The organism is Bifidobacterium tissieri (genome assembly GCF_002259645.1).
Lineage (GTDB): Bacteria > Actinomycetota > Actinomycetes > Actinomycetales > Bifidobacteriaceae > Galliscardovia > Galliscardovia tissieri.
Genome location: NZ_MWWV01000006.1, coordinates 1 through 16,630, shown reverse-complemented (window position 1 = coordinate 16,630; position 16,630 = coordinate 1). Strand labels below are relative to the sequence as shown.

12 protein-coding genes and 1 pseudogene are annotated in these 16,630 nt (G+C 61.8%); 5 read left to right on the top strand and 8 right to left on the bottom strand.

Annotated features, from left to right (window positions below; genetic code table 11):
• Window positions 1-16: 16 nt before the first annotated feature.
• The 3 genes from BTIS_RS05125 to BTIS_RS05115 all read left to right on the top strand — a co-directional run bounded on the left by BTIS_RS05125 (window position 17) and on the right by BTIS_RS05115 (window position 4,739).
• Window positions 17-1,375 carry an MFS transporter gene (locus BTIS_RS05125; protein ID WP_094663313.1) on the top strand — a complete coding sequence of 453 codons (1,359 nt, stop codon included), beginning with the start codon at window positions 17-19 and terminating at the stop codon, window positions 1,373-1,375.
• A gap of 114 nt (window positions 1,376-1,489) precedes the next feature.
• Window positions 1,490-3,064, top strand: coding sequence for a glycoside hydrolase family 32 protein (locus BTIS_RS05120; RefSeq protein ID WP_094663311.1), 1,575 nt, complete (start codon window positions 1,490-1,492; stop codon window positions 3,062-3,064).
• Between the two features lie 466 nt (window positions 3,065-3,530).
• Window positions 3,531-4,739, top strand: coding sequence for a hypothetical protein (locus tag BTIS_RS05115; RefSeq protein WP_094663309.1), 1,209 nt, complete (start codon window positions 3,531-3,533; stop codon window positions 4,737-4,739).
• Window positions 4,740-4,891: 152 nt separating this feature from the next.
• Here BTIS_RS05115 and BTIS_RS05110 read toward each other — a convergent pair whose 3' ends face one another.
• From BTIS_RS05110 to nadA, 4 genes are all read right to left on the bottom strand, one after another.
• On the bottom strand, window positions 4,892-6,160 hold the full coding sequence (locus tag BTIS_RS05110; RefSeq protein WP_094663307.1) for a cysteine desulfurase family protein: 1,269 nt from the start codon (window positions 6,158-6,160) through the stop codon (window positions 4,892-4,894).
• Entirely contained in the window at window positions 6,153-7,037 is an 885-nt protein-coding gene (gene nadC, locus BTIS_RS05105; protein ID WP_094663305.1) for a carboxylating nicotinate-nucleotide diphosphorylase, read from the bottom strand. Before nadC ends, BTIS_RS05110 begins: the two co-directional genes overlap by 8 nt.
• Before the next feature lie 87 nt (window positions 7,038-7,124).
• On the bottom strand, window positions 7,125-8,816 hold the full coding sequence (gene nadB, locus BTIS_RS05100; protein ID WP_094663303.1) for an L-aspartate oxidase: 1,692 nt from the start codon (window positions 8,814-8,816) through the stop codon (window positions 7,125-7,127).
• 149 nt (window positions 8,817-8,965) lie between these two features.
• Entirely contained in the window at window positions 8,966-10,234 is a 1,269-nt protein-coding gene (gene nadA, locus BTIS_RS05095; protein ID WP_094663301.1) for a quinolinate synthase NadA, read from the bottom strand.
• A 246-nt stretch (window positions 10,235-10,480) separates the two neighbouring features.
• Here nadA and BTIS_RS05090 point away from each other — a divergent pair, with 246 nt between their 5' ends.
• Window positions 10,481-11,431: a YwqG family protein gene (locus tag BTIS_RS05090; RefSeq protein ID WP_094663299.1), complete on the top strand. Its 951-nt coding sequence runs from the start codon at window positions 10,481-10,483 to the stop codon at window positions 11,429-11,431.
• An 89-nt stretch (window positions 11,432-11,520) separates the two neighbouring features.
• Here the strand turns inward: BTIS_RS05090 and BTIS_RS05085 are convergent, their stop codons facing one another.
• The 4 genes from BTIS_RS05085 to BTIS_RS05070 all read right to left on the bottom strand — a co-directional run bounded on the left by BTIS_RS05085 (window position 11,521) and on the right by BTIS_RS05070 (window position 16,156).
• A complete protein-coding gene (locus BTIS_RS05085) occupies window positions 11,521-12,312 on the bottom strand; it encodes an isoprenyl transferase (RefSeq protein WP_094663297.1) in 792 nt (263 codons plus the stop codon).
• 2 nt (window positions 12,313-12,314) lie between these two features.
• Window positions 12,315-13,085, bottom strand: coding sequence for a DNA repair protein RecO (gene recO / locus BTIS_RS05080; protein WP_094663295.1), 771 nt, complete (start codon window positions 13,083-13,085; stop codon window positions 12,315-12,317).
• Between the two features lie 37 nt (window positions 13,086-13,122).
• Entirely contained in the window at window positions 13,123-14,811 is a 1,689-nt protein-coding gene (locus BTIS_RS05075) for an alpha/beta hydrolase family protein (protein ID WP_094663293.1), read from the bottom strand.
• A 763-nt stretch (window positions 14,812-15,574) separates the two neighbouring features.
• Complete coding sequence (locus BTIS_RS05070) at window positions 15,575-16,156, bottom strand: RelA/SpoT domain-containing protein (protein WP_094663291.1); 582 nt, start codon at window positions 16,154-16,156, stop codon at window positions 15,575-15,577.
• Between the two features lie 146 nt (window positions 16,157-16,302).
• Between BTIS_RS05070 and BTIS_RS05065 the strand changes: the two are divergent.
• A pseudogene (locus BTIS_RS05065) lies at window positions 16,303-16,630 on the top strand (IS3 family transposase); the annotation flags it as partial.

Genomic DNA, 16,630 nt, shown 5'->3' with positions numbered 1-16,630 from the left:
AGAAACGGAAAACGAAATGGCTAACAAAACCAAGGTGTGGCAGAACCCGTCGTATCTGCAGAGCTCCTTCGGCATCTTCCTCTTCTTCTGCTCCTGGGGCATCTGGTGGTCCTTCTTTCAGCGCTGGCTCATCTCCGGCGTCGGTCTGACCAACGCCGAGGTCGGCACCATCTACTCCATCAACTCGCTGGCGACGCTGATCATCATGTTCGTCTACGGCGCCATCCAGGACCAGCTCGGCATCAAGCGCAAGCTGGTGATCTTCGTCTCCCTGGTCGCCGCGCTCGTCGGCCCGTTCGTCCAGTTCATCTACGCCCCGATGATCCTCGCCGGCGGCACCACCCGCTACATCGGCTCGTTCATCGGTTCCATCGTGCTGTCCGCGGGCTTCATGGCCGGCTGCTCCTTGTTCGAGGCGGTCACCGAACGCTACTCCCGTAAGTTCGGCTTCGAATACGGACAGTCCCGCGCCTGGGGCTCCTTCGGCTACGCCATCGTCGCCCTGTGCGCCGGTTTCCTCTTCAACATCAACCCGCTCATCAACTTCTGGGTCGGTTCCGCCTTCGGCGTGTGCATGCTGCTCGTCTACGCCTTCTGGGTGCCGTCCGAGCAGAAGGACGAGCTGAAGAAGGAAGCCGATCCGAACGCCGCCCCCACCAACCCCTCCTTCGCGGAGATGGTGGCCGTGCTCAAGATGCCGACCCTGTGGGTGCTCATCGTCTTCATGCTGCTCACCAACACCTTCTACACCGTGTTCGACCAGCAGATGTTCCCGACCTACTACGCCAACCTCTTCCCCACCGAGGCCATCGGCAACGCCACCTACGGCACGCTCAACGGCTTCCAGGTGTTCCTCGAGTCCGCCATGATGGGCGTCGTGCCGATCATCATGAAGAAGATCGGCGTGCGCAACGCCCTGCTGCTCGGCGCCACCGTGATGTTCCTGCGCATCGGCCTGTGCGGCGTGTTCCACGATCCGATCACCGTTTCCATCGTGAAGCTGTTCCACTCCATCGAGGTGCCGCTGTTCTGCCTGCCGGCGTTCCGCTACTTCACCCTGCACTTCGATACCAAGCTCTCCGCCACGCTGTACATGGTCGGCTTCCAGATCGCCTCGCAGGTCGGTCAGGTCATCTTCTCCACCCCGCTGGGCGCCTTCCACGACAAGATGGCCCAGATGATGCCGAACGATGACATGGGCTCCCGAGTGACCTTCTGGGTCATCTCCGCCATCGTGCTCTGCGCGCTGATCTACGGCTTCTTCGTCATCAAGCGCGATGACCAGGAGGTCGGCGGCGACCCGTTCTACACCGACAAGCAGCTGCGCCAGATGGAGGCCGCCAAGGCTTCCGAGGCCGCTGAGGCCAAGCACTGATCCGCGTTGTCCGGCTCTCTTTCGTCAAGTACAAGGGAGCCGGACTCGTGCAATCACGCACACCATCCATCCTCGCAACCGCCATCCACACCAGAACCAGAAAGGAATTCAACGATGAGTGACTTCAAGCCCATCTACACCCCCATCAGGGACCACGACGAGGAACTCGCCAGGGCCGAGGCCGGTGTGGCCAAACTGGCCGCCACGCGTAACGACCGCTGGTACCCCAAGTTCCACATCGCCTCGAACGGCGGATGGATCAACGACCCCAACGGCCTGTGCTACTACCAGGGACGCTGGCACGTCTACTACCAGCTCCACCCCTACGGCACCCAGTGGGGGCCCATGCACTGGGGCCATGTCTCCAGCGACGACATGATCACCTGGAAGCGCGAACCCATCGCCTTCGCCCCCAGCCTCGAGCAGGAGAAGGACGGCGTGTTCTCCGGTTCCGCGGTGATCGCCGACGACGGCAAGCCGATGTTCTACTACACCGGTCACCGCTGGGCCAACGGCGTGGACGGCAGCGACGGCGAATGGCAGGTGCAAATGCTCGCCGAGCCGACGGACGACAGCCTCAACGTTCTGAAGAAGAAAGGCATGGTCGTCGATTGCCCGCGCGACAAGGTGAACTCGCACTTCCGCGATCCGAAGGTGTGGAAGACCGGCGGCGTGTGGTACATGACGTTCGGCGTGTCCTCCGCCGAGAAGCGCGGCCAGATGTGGCTGTACACCTCCGAGGACATGGTCGAGTGGACGTTCAAGACAGTGCTGTTCGAGCACCCGGATCCGGACGTGTTCATGCTCGAGTGCCCCGACTTCTTCCCCGTCACCGACAAGGACGGCAACGAGAAGTGGGTCATCGGCTTCTCCGCCATGGGATCGAAGCCGAGCGGCTTCATGAACCGCAACGCGAACAACGCCGGCTACATGATCGGCACGTGGGAGCCGGGTGGCCAGTTCACGCCGGAGACCGAATTCCGTCTGTGGGACTGCGGTCACAACTTCTACGCCCCGCAGTCGTTCAACACCGTCGCCGGCGACACCGATGACAACACCGACGGCCGTCAGATCATGTACGGCTGGTACAGCCCGTTCGTGCAGCCCATCCCGCTGGACGACGAGGGCTGGTGCGGCCAGCTGACCCTGCCTCGTGAGGTGTTCCTTGACGAGGATGGCGACATCCACACCGTGCCGGCGGCTGAAATGGCCGGTCTGCGCGAGGATTCCACCGATCTGGGCGTTGTGGAGGTCAAGTCCGGCACCGAAACCGTGGTGGCCGAGAACGCGGAGGCCATGGAGATCGAGATGACGATCGACCTGAAGAACACCACCGCCGATCGTGCCGGCATCAAGGTGCACGCCACCCCCGACGGCGCCTACACCTACGTGGCCTATGACGATCAGATCGGCGGCATCGTGCTCGACCGTCAGGCTAATGCCTTCGGCGACCGCGGCTACCGCGTGGCCCCGCTTACGGCGGACGAGCTGGCGGCCGACCAGCTCACGCTGCGCATCTACGTGGACCGTGGTTCCGTGGAGGTGTACGTGAACGACGGCCATCAGGCGATGAGCTCCTACAGCTATGCCGCCGACGGTCCGCGTGCGGTGAAGCTGGTCGCCGAATCCGGTGATCTCTCGGTCGCGTCCCTGACCCTGCACAATCTCAAGTCCATCGGTCTGGAGTAGTGGAAGTAGTGGAGTAACGGCGGACCGCTGATATTCCGATCGCGGATATCCGTCACCGTGAATATCAGTTACTCATCACCATGGCCTCGACGCATTCATGCGCCGAGGCCATGTCATTCACATGGAATTCCCGTACCGTAACTACGTACCTTATGTTTTTATGGACAAACGCTGCATAACCCCTATGAATCAGACGGCATGATCATCTGACAACGCAGCAACAGCCATTGTCATGAATAAAATGTCTGTTCCCGATACCCCCTAGTGATTAAGGGGTGGCTTACGCACGATAACCGTTGGAATTACGTAGTTTCCTTGGACCTTGTACCGCCCTTTCAACGACAGTAGGATAGGGGGTGGTTGTGGGATTTATCGGTGTGTTGTGTGACGGATAATACCGCGACGCCGCTCGCGAGGTTTGAGAGCGGCCACCCCATCCATAGAGATACTAAGGAAGTTCATCACCATGACACTCATGGGAACGAAGACGGGTCTGATCGGCAAGCTGGCCGCAGGCGCGCTTGCATTGGCAACTATCGTCGGCATGGCCGGCTTTGTGGGTCCGACCGCATCGGCGGTGGAGACCGACACCTACACCTTCGACCTGTCCAAAGTTCCGGTCGAAGCCCGTTCCGGTTTGAGCGGCAGCCTCGGCATCGTGGCCGTCAACGACCCCAAGGACACCCCGAAAGCCGTGAACCCGACCGACGACAACCAGCCGCACACTGTCGAAACCCAGTACGTAGGCGTCAAGCCCGGCAAGTACACCGTCACCTACGAGGCCCCTGAAAACAGCAATTACCGTATGGCCGCTCAGGGTGGTTTCTACGCTACGTCCGAAACCGACGAGGACGGCATTTTCCACGCCGGCCCCAATCACAACTACGAATCTTTCTCCATCTATGCCTCGTGGGCAAAGCCGATTGACAACAAGCCTCTCGACAAGAGCAAAGATGTGACGCTGAATGCCGGAGCATTTTTGACTGTCCTCGGCGGCCTGCCGAACGACACCCTCAAAGCCGGCACCCTCAAGCTGGTCCGCACCGATGGCGGCGACACGCCCAATCCCCCGGCTCCGACCAAGTCGCTGAACATCGTGGGCGCCGATAACAAGGCATTCGACAACAACGCCACCACGCTGAAGCTGAACGACGAGCTCAAGCTCAACGCCAAGGCCGAGAACCTCGCCAGCAAGGATCTCAAGTGGACCATCACATCCGAGGGAGCCGACAAGGTGCTCGAGGCCGTCGATCAGGGTGCCAACCCGACCGCCGACTATCAGGTGAAGGCGCTGAAGGCCGGCAAGGCCACTGTCACGGTGACCGCCGACGGACTTACCGCCACGCTGACCGTCACGGTCCCCGCCAACGAGGAGACCAAGCCGAACGAACCCAACAAGCCCGGCACCAATGACAACGGCAACAAGCCCAACAACGGCAACAACAACGGTGCCGTCAAGCCGAACGACACCAACACCAACACGCCGAACACGAACAAGCCTGCCGCCAGCACGCCGAACACGACCACCAAGGACGTGAAGAACAACGCTAAGCAGGACACGAAGAAGTCGCACCTCGCCACGACCGGCGTCAACATCGCCGTGGGCGTGGTCGTGATGCTCGCGCTGTTCGGTGCGGGTGCCGCTCTGGTGCTTCGCAAGCGGGCACAGCGCTGATCGAGCGATAACCCGATACAGCCGCTAGCTCGATAGCCCAGATAACCAAATGACTCCGGTGGGATGCATTCCCACCGGAGTCCTTTATTTGTTCCGCTGCTGCCGCTATCGTTGTTCCGCGACCGTTCCTGACATCAACGATGGCACCGACATCAACGCAAACCCAGCGCGGTACAGGAGCGCCGGATCGCGGACACGGTACGGTCGATGTCGTCATCGGACAACGGCCGCCGGAACGTCAACCGCAGCGCCGACTTGGCGATGGACGGCTCCAATCCCATGGCCAGCAGCGTCGGAGGAATTTCATGCCTTCCCACCGCGCATGCCGAACCGGACGAGCATTCGATGCCGCGCGTATCCAGATCCACCAGCAGGGCCTCCCCCGTCACTCCGGGGAAGATGAACGACGCGTGCCCGGGCAGGCGATTCCGCGGATCCCCCGTAAGACGGGCCTGCGGTACGGCGTCCAGCACCGCCTGAATCAGGCGGTCACGCGAGGCGACGAGTTCGGCAGCATGTTCGCGCATGAACGCGATCGACTCATCCAATGCGATCGCCAGTCCCACGGCCCCGGCCACGTTCTGCGTACCCGAGCGCAGTCCGCGTTCCTGCCCGCCGCCGCTGAGCAACGGCTCGATCGGGGTACTGCCACGCACCAGCAGAGCGCCAAGTCCCTTGGGGGTGCCGAACTTGTGTCCGGAAACACTGAGCGCATCCACACCCCATTCCCGCATGCGGATGGGCACCTGTCCTGCCGCCTGTACGGCATCCACATGCGCAGGCACCCCGGCCGCGTGGGCGATGCGCACCACGTCCTCGACCGGCTGGATGGTACCCACCTCGTTGTTGGCCAGCATGACCGACACCAGCGCCGTACGTTCGGAAGCGACATCCATTGCGCGTTTCAGGGCGTCCAGATCGATACGGGCCGCGTCATCCACGGGAACGCGGACCACGTCGAACCCGAAGAACCGTTCCAACCATGCCGCCGATTCGGCGACGGCCGGATGCTCCACCGCGGAGATCACGATACGCGGGCGGCGGCCCGATGCGGCGGACTCCGCATGCGACGTGCCAAGGAGGAGGTCAGACACCACCCCATCCCGCCGCATGCGTTCCATCCGGGCGAGCGCTATGCCCTTGACGGCCAGATTGTCCGATTCGGTGCCGCCGGACGTGAAGATCACATCATCCGGCCGCGCACCCAGATTCGCGGCGAACGACCGGCGTGCCGCATCCAACGCCTGTGCGGCGGTCTTTCCCGCCCGGTGCACGCTGGCCGGATTCGCGTACGCGTCGGTCATGAACGGCAGCATGGCGTCGATGACGTCACGGCTCACCGGCTCGGTGGATGCGGCGTCAAGATAGAGTTCGCCGTCGGTACGTCCATCGTCGTTGCGTTCGGATTCTGGCTCACTCATAGTCGAGTCCCAGATCGATGCTACGCACGCTGTGGGTGAGCGCACCCACCGAAATGATGTCCACGCCGGTGGCGGCCACGTCGGCCACGCGGTCGAGTGTCATGTTGCCGCTGGCCTCCACGATCGCCCGCCCGTCGATGCGCGCCACACCCGTGCGCGTGTCGTCGATCGAGAAATTGTCGAGCATGATCGTGTCCGCGCCGCCGTCGAGTGCCATCGGAATCTGATCGAGTCGATCGACCTCCACCTCGATGTGGGTGGTATGGCTCACGCGTTCACGGATATGCCGGATCGCACCGGCCAGGTCGATGCCCTGTTCGGCCAGCGTCGCCAGATGGTTGTCCTTGACCATCACGGCGTCGGACAACCCATATCGATGGTTGAACCCGCCGCCACAGACGACCGCGTATTTCTCGAACGGCCGCAGCAACGGCGTGGTTTTGCGGGTGTCGACGATGCGGGTGCGCGCGTACCGGCGAGGGCTCACGGCGTCGGGTCGGGCATTGCCTCGTGCGGCTTCGGCCACGAATGCGGACGTCATGGTGGCGATGCCGCTCATGCGCTGGGTCATGTTGAGCGCCACACGTTCGGCGGTGAGGATGTCACGCACCGGGCCGCTGACCTCGGCGAGACGCTGGCCAGCCTCGAACCGTTCGCCGTCCTTGATGGACGCGTCGACGCGGATGTTCGGGTTCTGGGTGACGAACGTGGCGGCGAATACGCCGATGCCGCTCATCACACCGGGTTCGCGTGCGGTCAGGGCGGCCATACCTACGGCGTCGACGGGAATGGTCGATTCGCAGGTGATATCGCCGGCGGGAGCGTCCTCGGCCAGAGCGGCCTCGATGGTGGTGCGGATGATGTGTTCGGTAAGCATGGGATTCCTGATTCCTGTGATGAGGATTGCGGATTGTGCCGATACCAGAGAGTTCCGATATCAGGCCTGTACCAGGGTGCGCTACGACTACCGCAGCACGTAGGCCGTGGACATGGCCCATTCGTCATGTGCATCCGGATAGTCGGTGCGGGCGTGGGCGCCACGGGATTCGGTGCGGGCCAGTGCGGCGTTCGCGGCCACATAGCCGACGGTGAGCATGTTGCGGTTTTCAAGCCGGATGACCGTATCGGTCGTATCGGCTGCATTGTTCTCATCGGTCGCAGCCGCCGTATCAGCCGTGTTCGCAGCGGTGTTCGCCACCGCAAGCGCATTACCGAGCCGCCCGATGGCGTCTCGTAGTCCTTGGTCGTCGCGTAGCACACCGACGTCCTGCCACATGGTTTGTTCGATGCGATCGCGATCCCAGAGCGATGCGGTCCGTGCCGGTTCCGACATTCGAGGCGTATCCAGCGGGATCGGATTGTTGTCGGTCAGTTGACCGGTCGCCGAGTTCGAGAATGGTACGGGATCCCATACGGTGCCGTCCGGGTCCGAAACCGCGGCGAGACCTGCGCGGCGACCGAACACCAGTCCTTCGAGCAGTGAGTTCGAGGCCAGACGGTTCGATCCCATCACGCCGGTGCGGGCGCATTCGCCGGCCGCATACAGGCCGGGGATGCTGGCACGACCGTTGAGATCGGTGCGGATGCCGCCCATGTAATAGTGCGCGGCCGGTGCCACGGGAATCGGCTCCCGGCTCCAGTCGAAGCCGAGAGAGCGCGTATAGGCGTCGATGGTGGGGAAACGATGCTTCAGGAACGCGGCGAGATCGGGGTTGTCCTTGCGCATCGGGGAGACGTCGAGCATGACCGGACGTCCCTGCTGACGTTGCATCACGCGGAAGTTCTCGCGGGCCACCACATCGCGTGGAGCGAGTTCGGCGCGCGGATCCACGGCGGTCATGTAGCGGTCGCCGTGCTCGTCGAGCAACACGGCCCCTTCGCCGCGCACCGCCTCGGATATGAGGAAGTGCTCGCCCACCGCAAGCGCCGTGGGGTGGAACTGGTAGAACTCGAGATCGGCGGTCTGGGCTCCGGCGCGCAGTGCCGCGGCGAGTCCGTCCGCGGTGGCCACCTGGGGGTTCGTGGTGTACGGGTACAGGCGTCCGGCACCGCCGGTGGCGAGGATCACACGGCTCGCGGCGAGGTCCGTCGTGGTCGGATCGCCGTTGGAGTCGTTGACCAGCAGACGCACACCGCTGATCGCACCGTCGCGCAACAGCAGGTCCTTGAGGAAGGCGTGCTCCATGACGTGGATGCGCGGGTTGGAACGCACCATGGCGGATACGTCGAGCTCGAGGATCTTTCCCGTGGCGTCGCCGCCGGCATGCACCACGCGGGCACGGGAGTGGGCCGCCTCCAGTCCGCGGAGCATGTGGCCTTCGGCATCGCGATCGAATCGCACGCCCGCCTTGGCGAATTCGCGGACACGATCGGCACCTTCGCGGGTGAGGATCTCCACGGCCTTCGGTTCGCACAGACCGTGTCCGGCGGCCATGGTGTCCTGGGCGTGCAGCTTCGGGTCGTCGTCGGGGAAGATGGCCGCGGCGATGCCTCCCTGCGCGTGGTAGGTGTTTGATTCCACGAGTTCGGTTTTGGTCACCAGGACCACATCATGACCGGTGCCGGCCACGGCGAGCGCGGCGGACAGTCCAGCCACGCCCGCGCCGATCACGACGATGTCGGCGCTGTTGGCGCTGTTGGCATTGTGAGGATTCACGGTTTCACTTCCCTTTGGCCCGCCATCGGCGGGTGCTTGCGACGGTCTGGAATGACGTCGCCTTGTTGCTTGCTGCTTGCTGCCAGTTGTCTGCTGCCAGCGGCATCTGTTTGCCGTCCGTGGATTCGCGGACACGGTTCACGGGCGGTTCACGGATGGACGCGCAGCATGCGCTCGAGCGCGACCTTGGCTTCGCGGGCGGTGTCGTCATCCACGGTGATGCGGTTGACGATGTTGCCTTGTTCGATGTTCTCCAGAGCCCAGGCGAGGTATGCGGGGTGGATGCGGTACATCGTGGAGCACGGGCAGACCACCGGGTCGAGGCAGAACACGGTCTTGTCCGGATACTGCGCGGCCAGTCGGTTCACAAGGTTGATCTCGGTGCCCACGGCGATGACGGATCCGGCGGGGGCGTTGGCGATCTCCTTGACGATGTAGGCGGTGGAGCCGGTGCCGTCGGCGGCGTCGACGACCTGCATGGAACATTCGGGGTGCACGATCACCTTCACGCCCGGGTACGCCTTGCGGGCGCGTTCGATCTGGTCCACGGTGAAGCGCTGGTGCACCGAGCAGAAGCCCTTCCACAGGATCATCTTGGCCTTGGCGTAGTCGGCGGGGTCGCTGGCGCCGCCCTGCGGCTTGTACGGGTCCCACAGCGGCATCTGGCTCAGCGGGATGCCCATGGCACGGGCGGTGTTGCGGCCGAGATGCTGGTCGGGGAAGAACAGGACGCGCTTGCCGCGGGCGAAGGCCCATTCGAGTACGGCTCGTGCGTTCGATGATGTGCAGACGATGCCGCCGTTGCGTCCGCAGAAGGCCTTGAGCGAGGCCGCGGAGTTCATGTAGGTCACGGGGATGATCTGCTGCAGTCCGTCGGCGTCCGGCTTGGTGCCGCAGATCTCGCCGAGCTGCTGCCAGCAGTCCTCCACCTGATCGATGTCGGCCATGTCGGCCATGGAACAGCCGGCGGACAGGTTCGGCAGGGTCACGCTCTGTTCGGGCTTGGACAGGATGTCGGCGGTTTCGGCCATGAAGTGGACGCCGCAGAAGACGATGTGTTCGGCATCCGGACACTGGGTGGCGTTCTTGGCCAGCTGGAAGGAGTCTCCCACGTAGTCGGCGTGCACGATGATCTCATCGCGCTGGTAGAAGTGGCCGAGGATCAGCAGCTTGGATCCGAGGCGCGCCTTGGCGTCGCGGATGCGCTGCTGCAGTTCATCGTCGGAGGCGTCGCGGTATTCCTCCGGCAGCGGCTGCTGACGGGGGGCGTTCCTCGGGATCATGTCGAGGGCGGATGCGCCGGGTCCGTAGGAGGGCCGTGTGGTGTCGAATGCCCATGGATCCTTGGTCAGTCCGGCGTCGCAGGTGCTGGTCGCGCCGAGTCGTTCGATGATGTCATTGACGGAAGCCACGCTCATGGTTGGCTCCTTCCTTATTCCTTCAGTCACGTCTGTGGTCGACGCGGGTCGTCGGACGTGTTCCAAGGCATGTCCGAATCATCGCCCGCGCGAAATCAGATAAGAGCATACCACATATAGTCACAATGACTATATGTGATGCGGCGCGTCACCCGACACGGCTTCTTCACCATTCGGATAAACGAAATCAACGTGAGTCGATTACTCTGAGTAACGCCTGTATCATCATCTCGAATAAGGAGTGCCATGAGTCTGTTGGACAGGTTATTCGGCAAAAAGCCCTCGGCGGAGCAGGAAGGGCTGGCCCACGGAATTCAAAACCCCATCGATGCATCCGTCACCGGCATCCAACGGGATGAAGCCTATGCCGACACCTCACTCATACCGCAACTGAGTGATTACGTGGCGCAGATGATCGTTTCCATGCTCAGACACTCAACCGACGCGCCCATGATCGAGCTCGACGCGTCCGATACGCCACCGAATGTCCTCGACACCAAGATCGGCGGCGAATTCTACGTTCCGTCGGGCATGCGCCCGCCGCGCAACCACGAGACCGGCAAGCCGCTGTATCTGCTCGCACAACTCAACTTCGACGAACTGCCCCACCTTCCGGATTTTCCCGAGCACGGGCTGCTTCAGTTCTTCATCGCCGGTGACGATCCGCTGTACGGCATGAACCTCGACCACCCGCAGTCGCAGAAGAAATGGCGGATCCGGTACATCCCCACCGTGCCGGACACCGTCCCGCCGACCCACGTGGCCCATCCATCCTGGAGGGCCGACACCGATCTGCCGCTGCCCGACAAGAACTACGCAATGAAACTGGTCCCGACGCTCACCGCGAAAGTGATCAACACGACGGATTATCGTTTCGACGGCGCGCTGCAACGCTGCCTCAGCACGATGAACGACCGAGATCGTGACTTCTATCGCACGCACGAGGGCGAGATCCTCGACACGATCAACGATATGCTCGCATACGGTGGTCATCAGATCGGCGGATATCCGTTGTTCACGCAATGGGATCCCCGTCCCAATGGCCCATGGCATGGTGCCGACACATTGCTGCTGCAGATCGATTCGATCGACGACGTGATGTTCGCCGACTCCGGTGTGGCGAACTTCTTCATTCGCCCTGATCAGCTTCGTCGTCTTGATTTCTCCCAGGTGCTCTTCCACTGGGACTGCATGTAGGCCCGAACAATCAAACTGGGTGGCCGACTCTCCTTTGAAATCCGGTCACCCAGTCTCGTTTCACGCCGACCCGGTCAGCGCGGACTGAGTCAGCGCTTCACGCCGCCGAAACGACGGTCACGGTGAATGTAGTGGTCGATCGAACGCCACAGCACCTCGCGGCCGCAGTCGGGGAACAGCTCGGGCACGAAATCAAGCTCGGCGTAGGCGGCCTCCCACGGCAGGAAATTACTCGTGCGCTGCTCGCCGGACGTGCGGATCACCAGATCGCAGTCGGGAATGTCGGGATTGTACAGATGCTGGGCGATCATCTTCTCCGTCACACGATCACCGGAAATACGACCATCACGCACCTCACGGGCAATGGCGGCGCAGGCATCGGCGATCTCGGCACGACCGCCGTAATTGATGCAGAACACCACATCGATGGTCTTGTTGTTCTTGGTGCGCTCCATGGCCACCTCAAGCTCGTCGATCACCGACTTCCACAGCTTCGGACGGCGACCGGACCAACGCACACGCACCCCCCAATCATCCATCTGCGCCACACGGCGGTGAATGATCTCACGGGAGAAACCCATCAGGAACCGCACCTCCTGCGGCGAGCGCTTCCAGTTCTCCGTGGAGAACGTGTACAGGCTCAGATAGCGCACACCGGCTTCGATGGCACCGGCGATGGTGTCGAAGACCACGGGTTCGGCGGCCTGATGCCCGTTGGTGCGGATCAGTCCGCGCTGCTGCGCCCAACGTCCATTGCCATCCATGATGACGCCGACGTGACGGGGGACCTTGTTCTTGGGAAAATCGGGGATGATCGAAGGATCGGAGAACGGTGCCGCGGGAATGGAGAGCGACGTGTAATCGACGTTTTCAAAAGCCATGATTACGAATGTAGCAAGCGAGCGGAACGAATCGGCCGTTCCAGATAGTATTCGGCCCATTTTTCCACCAGTTCCGCCACCTGATCATCGCCATCATGCGCGTCGACGGCATTGACGTCCGCGGACGCAGCGGATGAATCCGTTCGCGCATCGAGTGCATTCCAGTCGCCGGCGAGCAGCGCGCGCAGTCTCGTCACGCCCCTCTCCCCCACGCGGTACGCCTCGGGGGTGCGATCCATGGCGCACATCACCCCACCGGCGGGAATGGAGAACGCCACGGGACTGCGGTGCTCGCCGCACACCACGCATGCGTCGAGTCGCGGACGCCATCCGGCAAGCGCAAGCGCTCGCAGGACATAGGACTCGCTGATGTCGCGCGGACTGTGCAAATGCCGCGACAACGCCGATATGGCACCGACGGCTAAACGATACTGCTGCGGAGACGGCTCCTCGAGCGCACTGAAAATACGGTCGGCGGTTTCGACGATCACACTGGCATTGAGATAGGCGTCGTAGTCGCATACGATGCCGTCGGCGTACGCACCCAACGTGGACGCCTGCGAGACCACATCAAGCGACCGTCCCGTGGCGATGAGCAGCGAGGCGCGCATGAACGGTTCGAGTCGTGCGCCGAACCGTGACTTCAGCCGGCGCACCCCCTTGGCCACGGCCCGGATCTTGCCATGATCGCGGGTGAGGATCGTGATGATCCGGTCCGCTTCGCCGAGTTTCACGGTGCGCAGCACGAGTCCCTCGTCCTTATACAGTGGCATCAGCTCTCCCGTCCAGTAAACCTAGTAGACGAAAAATCTAGTAGACGAACAGTCCCCAGAAGGCGAACACGAGCAGCACGCAGAACATGGCGAGCGTGGTGGCGACGAACAGCGTCACGCCGAGTCTGGTGGAGGCGACGACCGGGCCGGTATGGACGCCGCGGATGCGCAGCACGGGTTTGCCGGTGAGTCGTTTGATCTCGAAGTCGGCACGCCATTCGTCGGGAGTCCGCAGCAGACCCTTTTGCGAGGCGGTCTCCAACAGCTGGCAGAACACGCGCGACCATGCCCAGACGACCAGTACGCAGACCACCTGAATCGCGTACCAGCTCCAGTAGATCATGCCTGGCGATTCGGGCGCGGCTCCCCAGATGAGCGTGACGACACGCCAGACGATCTGGCCGATGCCGGCGAAGAACAACAGCAGCGTCGCCAGTGTGGTGGCGGATATGGTGATGAGCACGCGCTGGTATCCGCGCACGAATCCGAGCGCCGGCCCCTGACCACGGATCATATAGCGGATTTTGCGTTCCAGAGCGATAAGCGCCAGCACGAACGCGATGAGCAACGTGACCACCGCGGCCACATGCACGCCCACGCCGTAGACGGTGAGTTTCGGATGCCCATACAGGTTGGTGGGCACGGCGATGGACTGATAGATGGTGGTTCCGGCGATGGACGCCGATGTCTCCTGAAGGCCGCGCGACGTGCCCACCGCCCAGTCGACCATGTCGCGTTCGTACCGATCCACCAGCGGAGTGCCCTCCTCCGCCTCGTCGCCGAGACGCATCACATGGTTGGCCACGGGATAGTTGCGAACGGTCACGTTCCAGTTGCCGCTCCGATGCGCCATGAGCTCGATGTCGCGCACACCGTCCACCTGGGCGGTCATCACATCCTTGGACCCGTAGGCCACGAATGTGGGGATGGCGTAGCCTTCGGCGATCATGGGATTGAAATCAAGATTCGTCAGGCCAAACTGCGCGGTATCGGCGCTGAACACACGCCTCACGATGGATTGATATCCCGGGTTGGCGCCCACGATGGCGAAATCCTGCGCCACGAAGAATCCCAGCGCATGACGAGGCGTCTGCACCATGGGCGACAGCAGGATCTGGAAGGCGATGTCGCCGTCGTCACGGACCAGATACGGCGATATCCACGTGCTTTCCGACGTGGCGTACAGGCCGACCTTGTGAGGATCGACCATGTCCATGGATCGCAGATAGTCCACCACCTGACCGTAGGCGTGCGCGGATCCCGGGTAGTCGCGGGTGATGTCGTTGGTGGACCAGACCGGCTTGTCCACGGTGGCGGTGACGAATCCGGCCGAGCTCAGATCCTCGGCCACGTCGCCGAACGAATTGTCGGCGGTGCCATAGCCGGCGCCATGCATGAACACCACGCCGGGCAGTTTGTTAGTGGCGTTGGTATTGTCTTCGTCCGTGCCGCCCGCGTTCTGCGGATAGCGGATCAGTACGTGGGCGCGCTGCGTCTCCCCCGTGGACGGCCGTTTGAGATCGATCCACGCGTCCTTTGTCGCCACCTTGTAGGTGTCCAGCGCCGGCAATGCTTCCCCGGGATTGTTGAACGTGACGGCGGTGTCGGATGCCAGCGTGTCGACGCTCTGATCGATGGGATTGTTGTTCCACGGCACGGTGGTGGCATGGGACACGAAGATCAGTATGCCCATCAGGATGATGAAGATGGGCACGCTGACCTTCATGCGTTTGACCCAGCCCCATTCACCGGGCTGCGGCACTCGTGTTTTCCGACGTTTCAGCACGACACGCATTCTATACGCCCAGTCCGAAGACGCATGTCGGAGGCATGGGCGCACGACGACACATGCAGCGCGCGCCTCCGATGACCGGAGGTCGGCACGTCTGGTTCTACTCTCTCGCACCCACCCCTCGAACAGGCATCTGTGCACGTTTTTGGAGGATTCGTCGCGTGTGTAGGGGCGTAATGGAAAGAACCCGCCTGCCAGCGGTTACAGATACGATTCCACTTTTTCGAGAAAGTGCTGCACATTCGTCGAATAGTTCGGATACGCAACGGCAAGCTGCTCAGCATCATGGGCATATGCCAATACGATATTGTCGTAACGACATCAATTGCAGGATATTCTCCTGTTCCAAGGGCATCGTTCATGGAACATTCCATGCCGTCATATTGTCGAAGCGCTTCGCTTAATTCACTCATAGGAAACGCATCGACATCAAGGTACTGGTTCTCTCGGGAAAACTTCATGAGGAACAATTCACCAGTGTTTTTTGGCACGTCCGCGCTGAAAACACTGTCAACAGACGCTTCTAGATCGGTCAGCAACCTGTCAGTACAGGAAAGCTCCTTGAGCTGACGAACCAACGATGCCTGATCACCCTCAAAATCCGGTATCTGCGGAGTGTGTTCCTCCAACGCGAACAGGCTGGAGACTATCTTGAAAAGTATTAGCCGTTCCTTATCAGCGCCTTGCGCCGCAGCACTTACCGTGGGACTTTTGTACTCGGTTCCGTAAATCTCCCCAACCGTCTCCACTGCCGTGGACCAATAATGCTGCAGTCTCGTACACGAATCTGCACTTCCACATGATACGAAGCGGAACCGGCTTCGGCCTTGCAGAGGAGATGCCGGGAACGATATCCACTACGTTGCGGATGAGCAATGTAATCCTTGTCGCCCGATCCATTCTTTAACGACAATCGCGAAATAAGCCAGTCGGCAGCTTCATTGACTTCTTCGTTCGTTTCCACGATCAGCCGGCATCCGCCAATATCGTCAAGCTCGCCGAGTTTGAAATGGGCATTCGGACGCTGAAGCTTACGAATGATGGAAATCATACGCTTCAGTCGGTAAGTCGCCACGGATTGCGGTATCCGCTTTGAACATTCCAACACCTGTTTGAAGCATTGCTGAGTCGGATCGATATGCTGGGCTCGCCACCGCTGAGCGATTTCTCTAGCCTGAACATACTCCGCACCGTCCTGCCCCTGATCGGCACGAAGGATCTTGCCAGCAGCATTGGCACGGCTTCGGCTGATGAAAGGCACGACGTTGTCTGAACTCATGTTCTACAATATAACCCCGGAAAGGAGGATAATCATGGCAGGAATCGTGGACGTAGCCGCCTACATTCTTAGCGAATATGGGCCGATGACCACTATGAAATCGAGGTGGTGACGTTTTCTTGGACTGTGATCCGGGAGGAGTCATCATGGCGAGGTATACGAGGGAGCAGCGTCGGCGTGCGGTGGAGTTGTATGTGAGGTATGAGTGCTGCGCGGCGGACGCGATCCGGGAGTTGGGGTATCCCAGTCGTGAGGCGTTGCGTATGTGGCATCGGGACTGGCTCGAGGAACAGAGGACGGGAATACCCTCGACGCGTGGCGAGCGGTATTCGCGCTACACGTTGGAGCAGAGGCGGGCCGCGGTGGACCATTACCTGACGCACGGGCGGCGAGCGAGCCGTACGATCCGCCAAATGGGGTATCCGAGCAAGACGCTGCTGGCCTCGTGGATTGACGAGCTCGCGCCCGGCGAAC

Coding starts and splice junctions, on each gene's coding strand:
- BTIS_RS05125 (WP_094663313.1), top strand. CDS start 17: ATGGCTAACAAAACCAAGGTGTGGCAGAACCCGTCGTATCTGCAGAGC.
- BTIS_RS05120 (WP_094663311.1), top strand. CDS start 1,490: ATGAGTGACTTCAAGCCCATCTACACCCCCATCAGGGACCACGACGAG.
- BTIS_RS05115 (WP_094663309.1), top strand. CDS start 3,531: ATGACACTCATGGGAACGAAGACGGGTCTGATCGGCAAGCTGGCCGCA.
- BTIS_RS05110 (WP_094663307.1), bottom strand. CDS start 6,160: ATGAGTGAGCCAGAATCCGAACGCAACGACGATGGACGTACCGACGGC.
- nadC (WP_094663305.1), bottom strand. CDS start 7,037: ATGCTTACCGAACACATCATCCGCACCACCATCGAGGCCGCTCTGGCC.
- nadA (WP_094663301.1), bottom strand. CDS start 10,234: ATGAGCGTGGCTTCCGTCAATGACATCATCGAACGACTCGGCGCGACC.
- BTIS_RS05090 (WP_094663299.1), top strand. CDS start 10,481: ATGAGTCTGTTGGACAGGTTATTCGGCAAAAAGCCCTCGGCGGAGCAG.
- BTIS_RS05085 (WP_094663297.1), bottom strand. CDS start 12,312: ATGGCTTTTGAAAACGTCGATTACACGTCGCTCTCCATTCCCGCGGCA.
- recO (WP_094663295.1), bottom strand. CDS start 13,085: ATGCCACTGTATAAGGACGAGGGACTCGTGCTGCGCACCGTGAAACTC.
- BTIS_RS05075 (WP_094663293.1), bottom strand. CDS start 14,811: ATGAAGGTCAGCGTGCCCATCTTCATCATCCTGATGGGCATACTGATC.
- BTIS_RS05070 (WP_094663291.1), bottom strand. CDS start 16,156: ATGAGTTCAGACAACGTCGTGCCTTTCATCAGCCGAAGCCGTGCCAAT.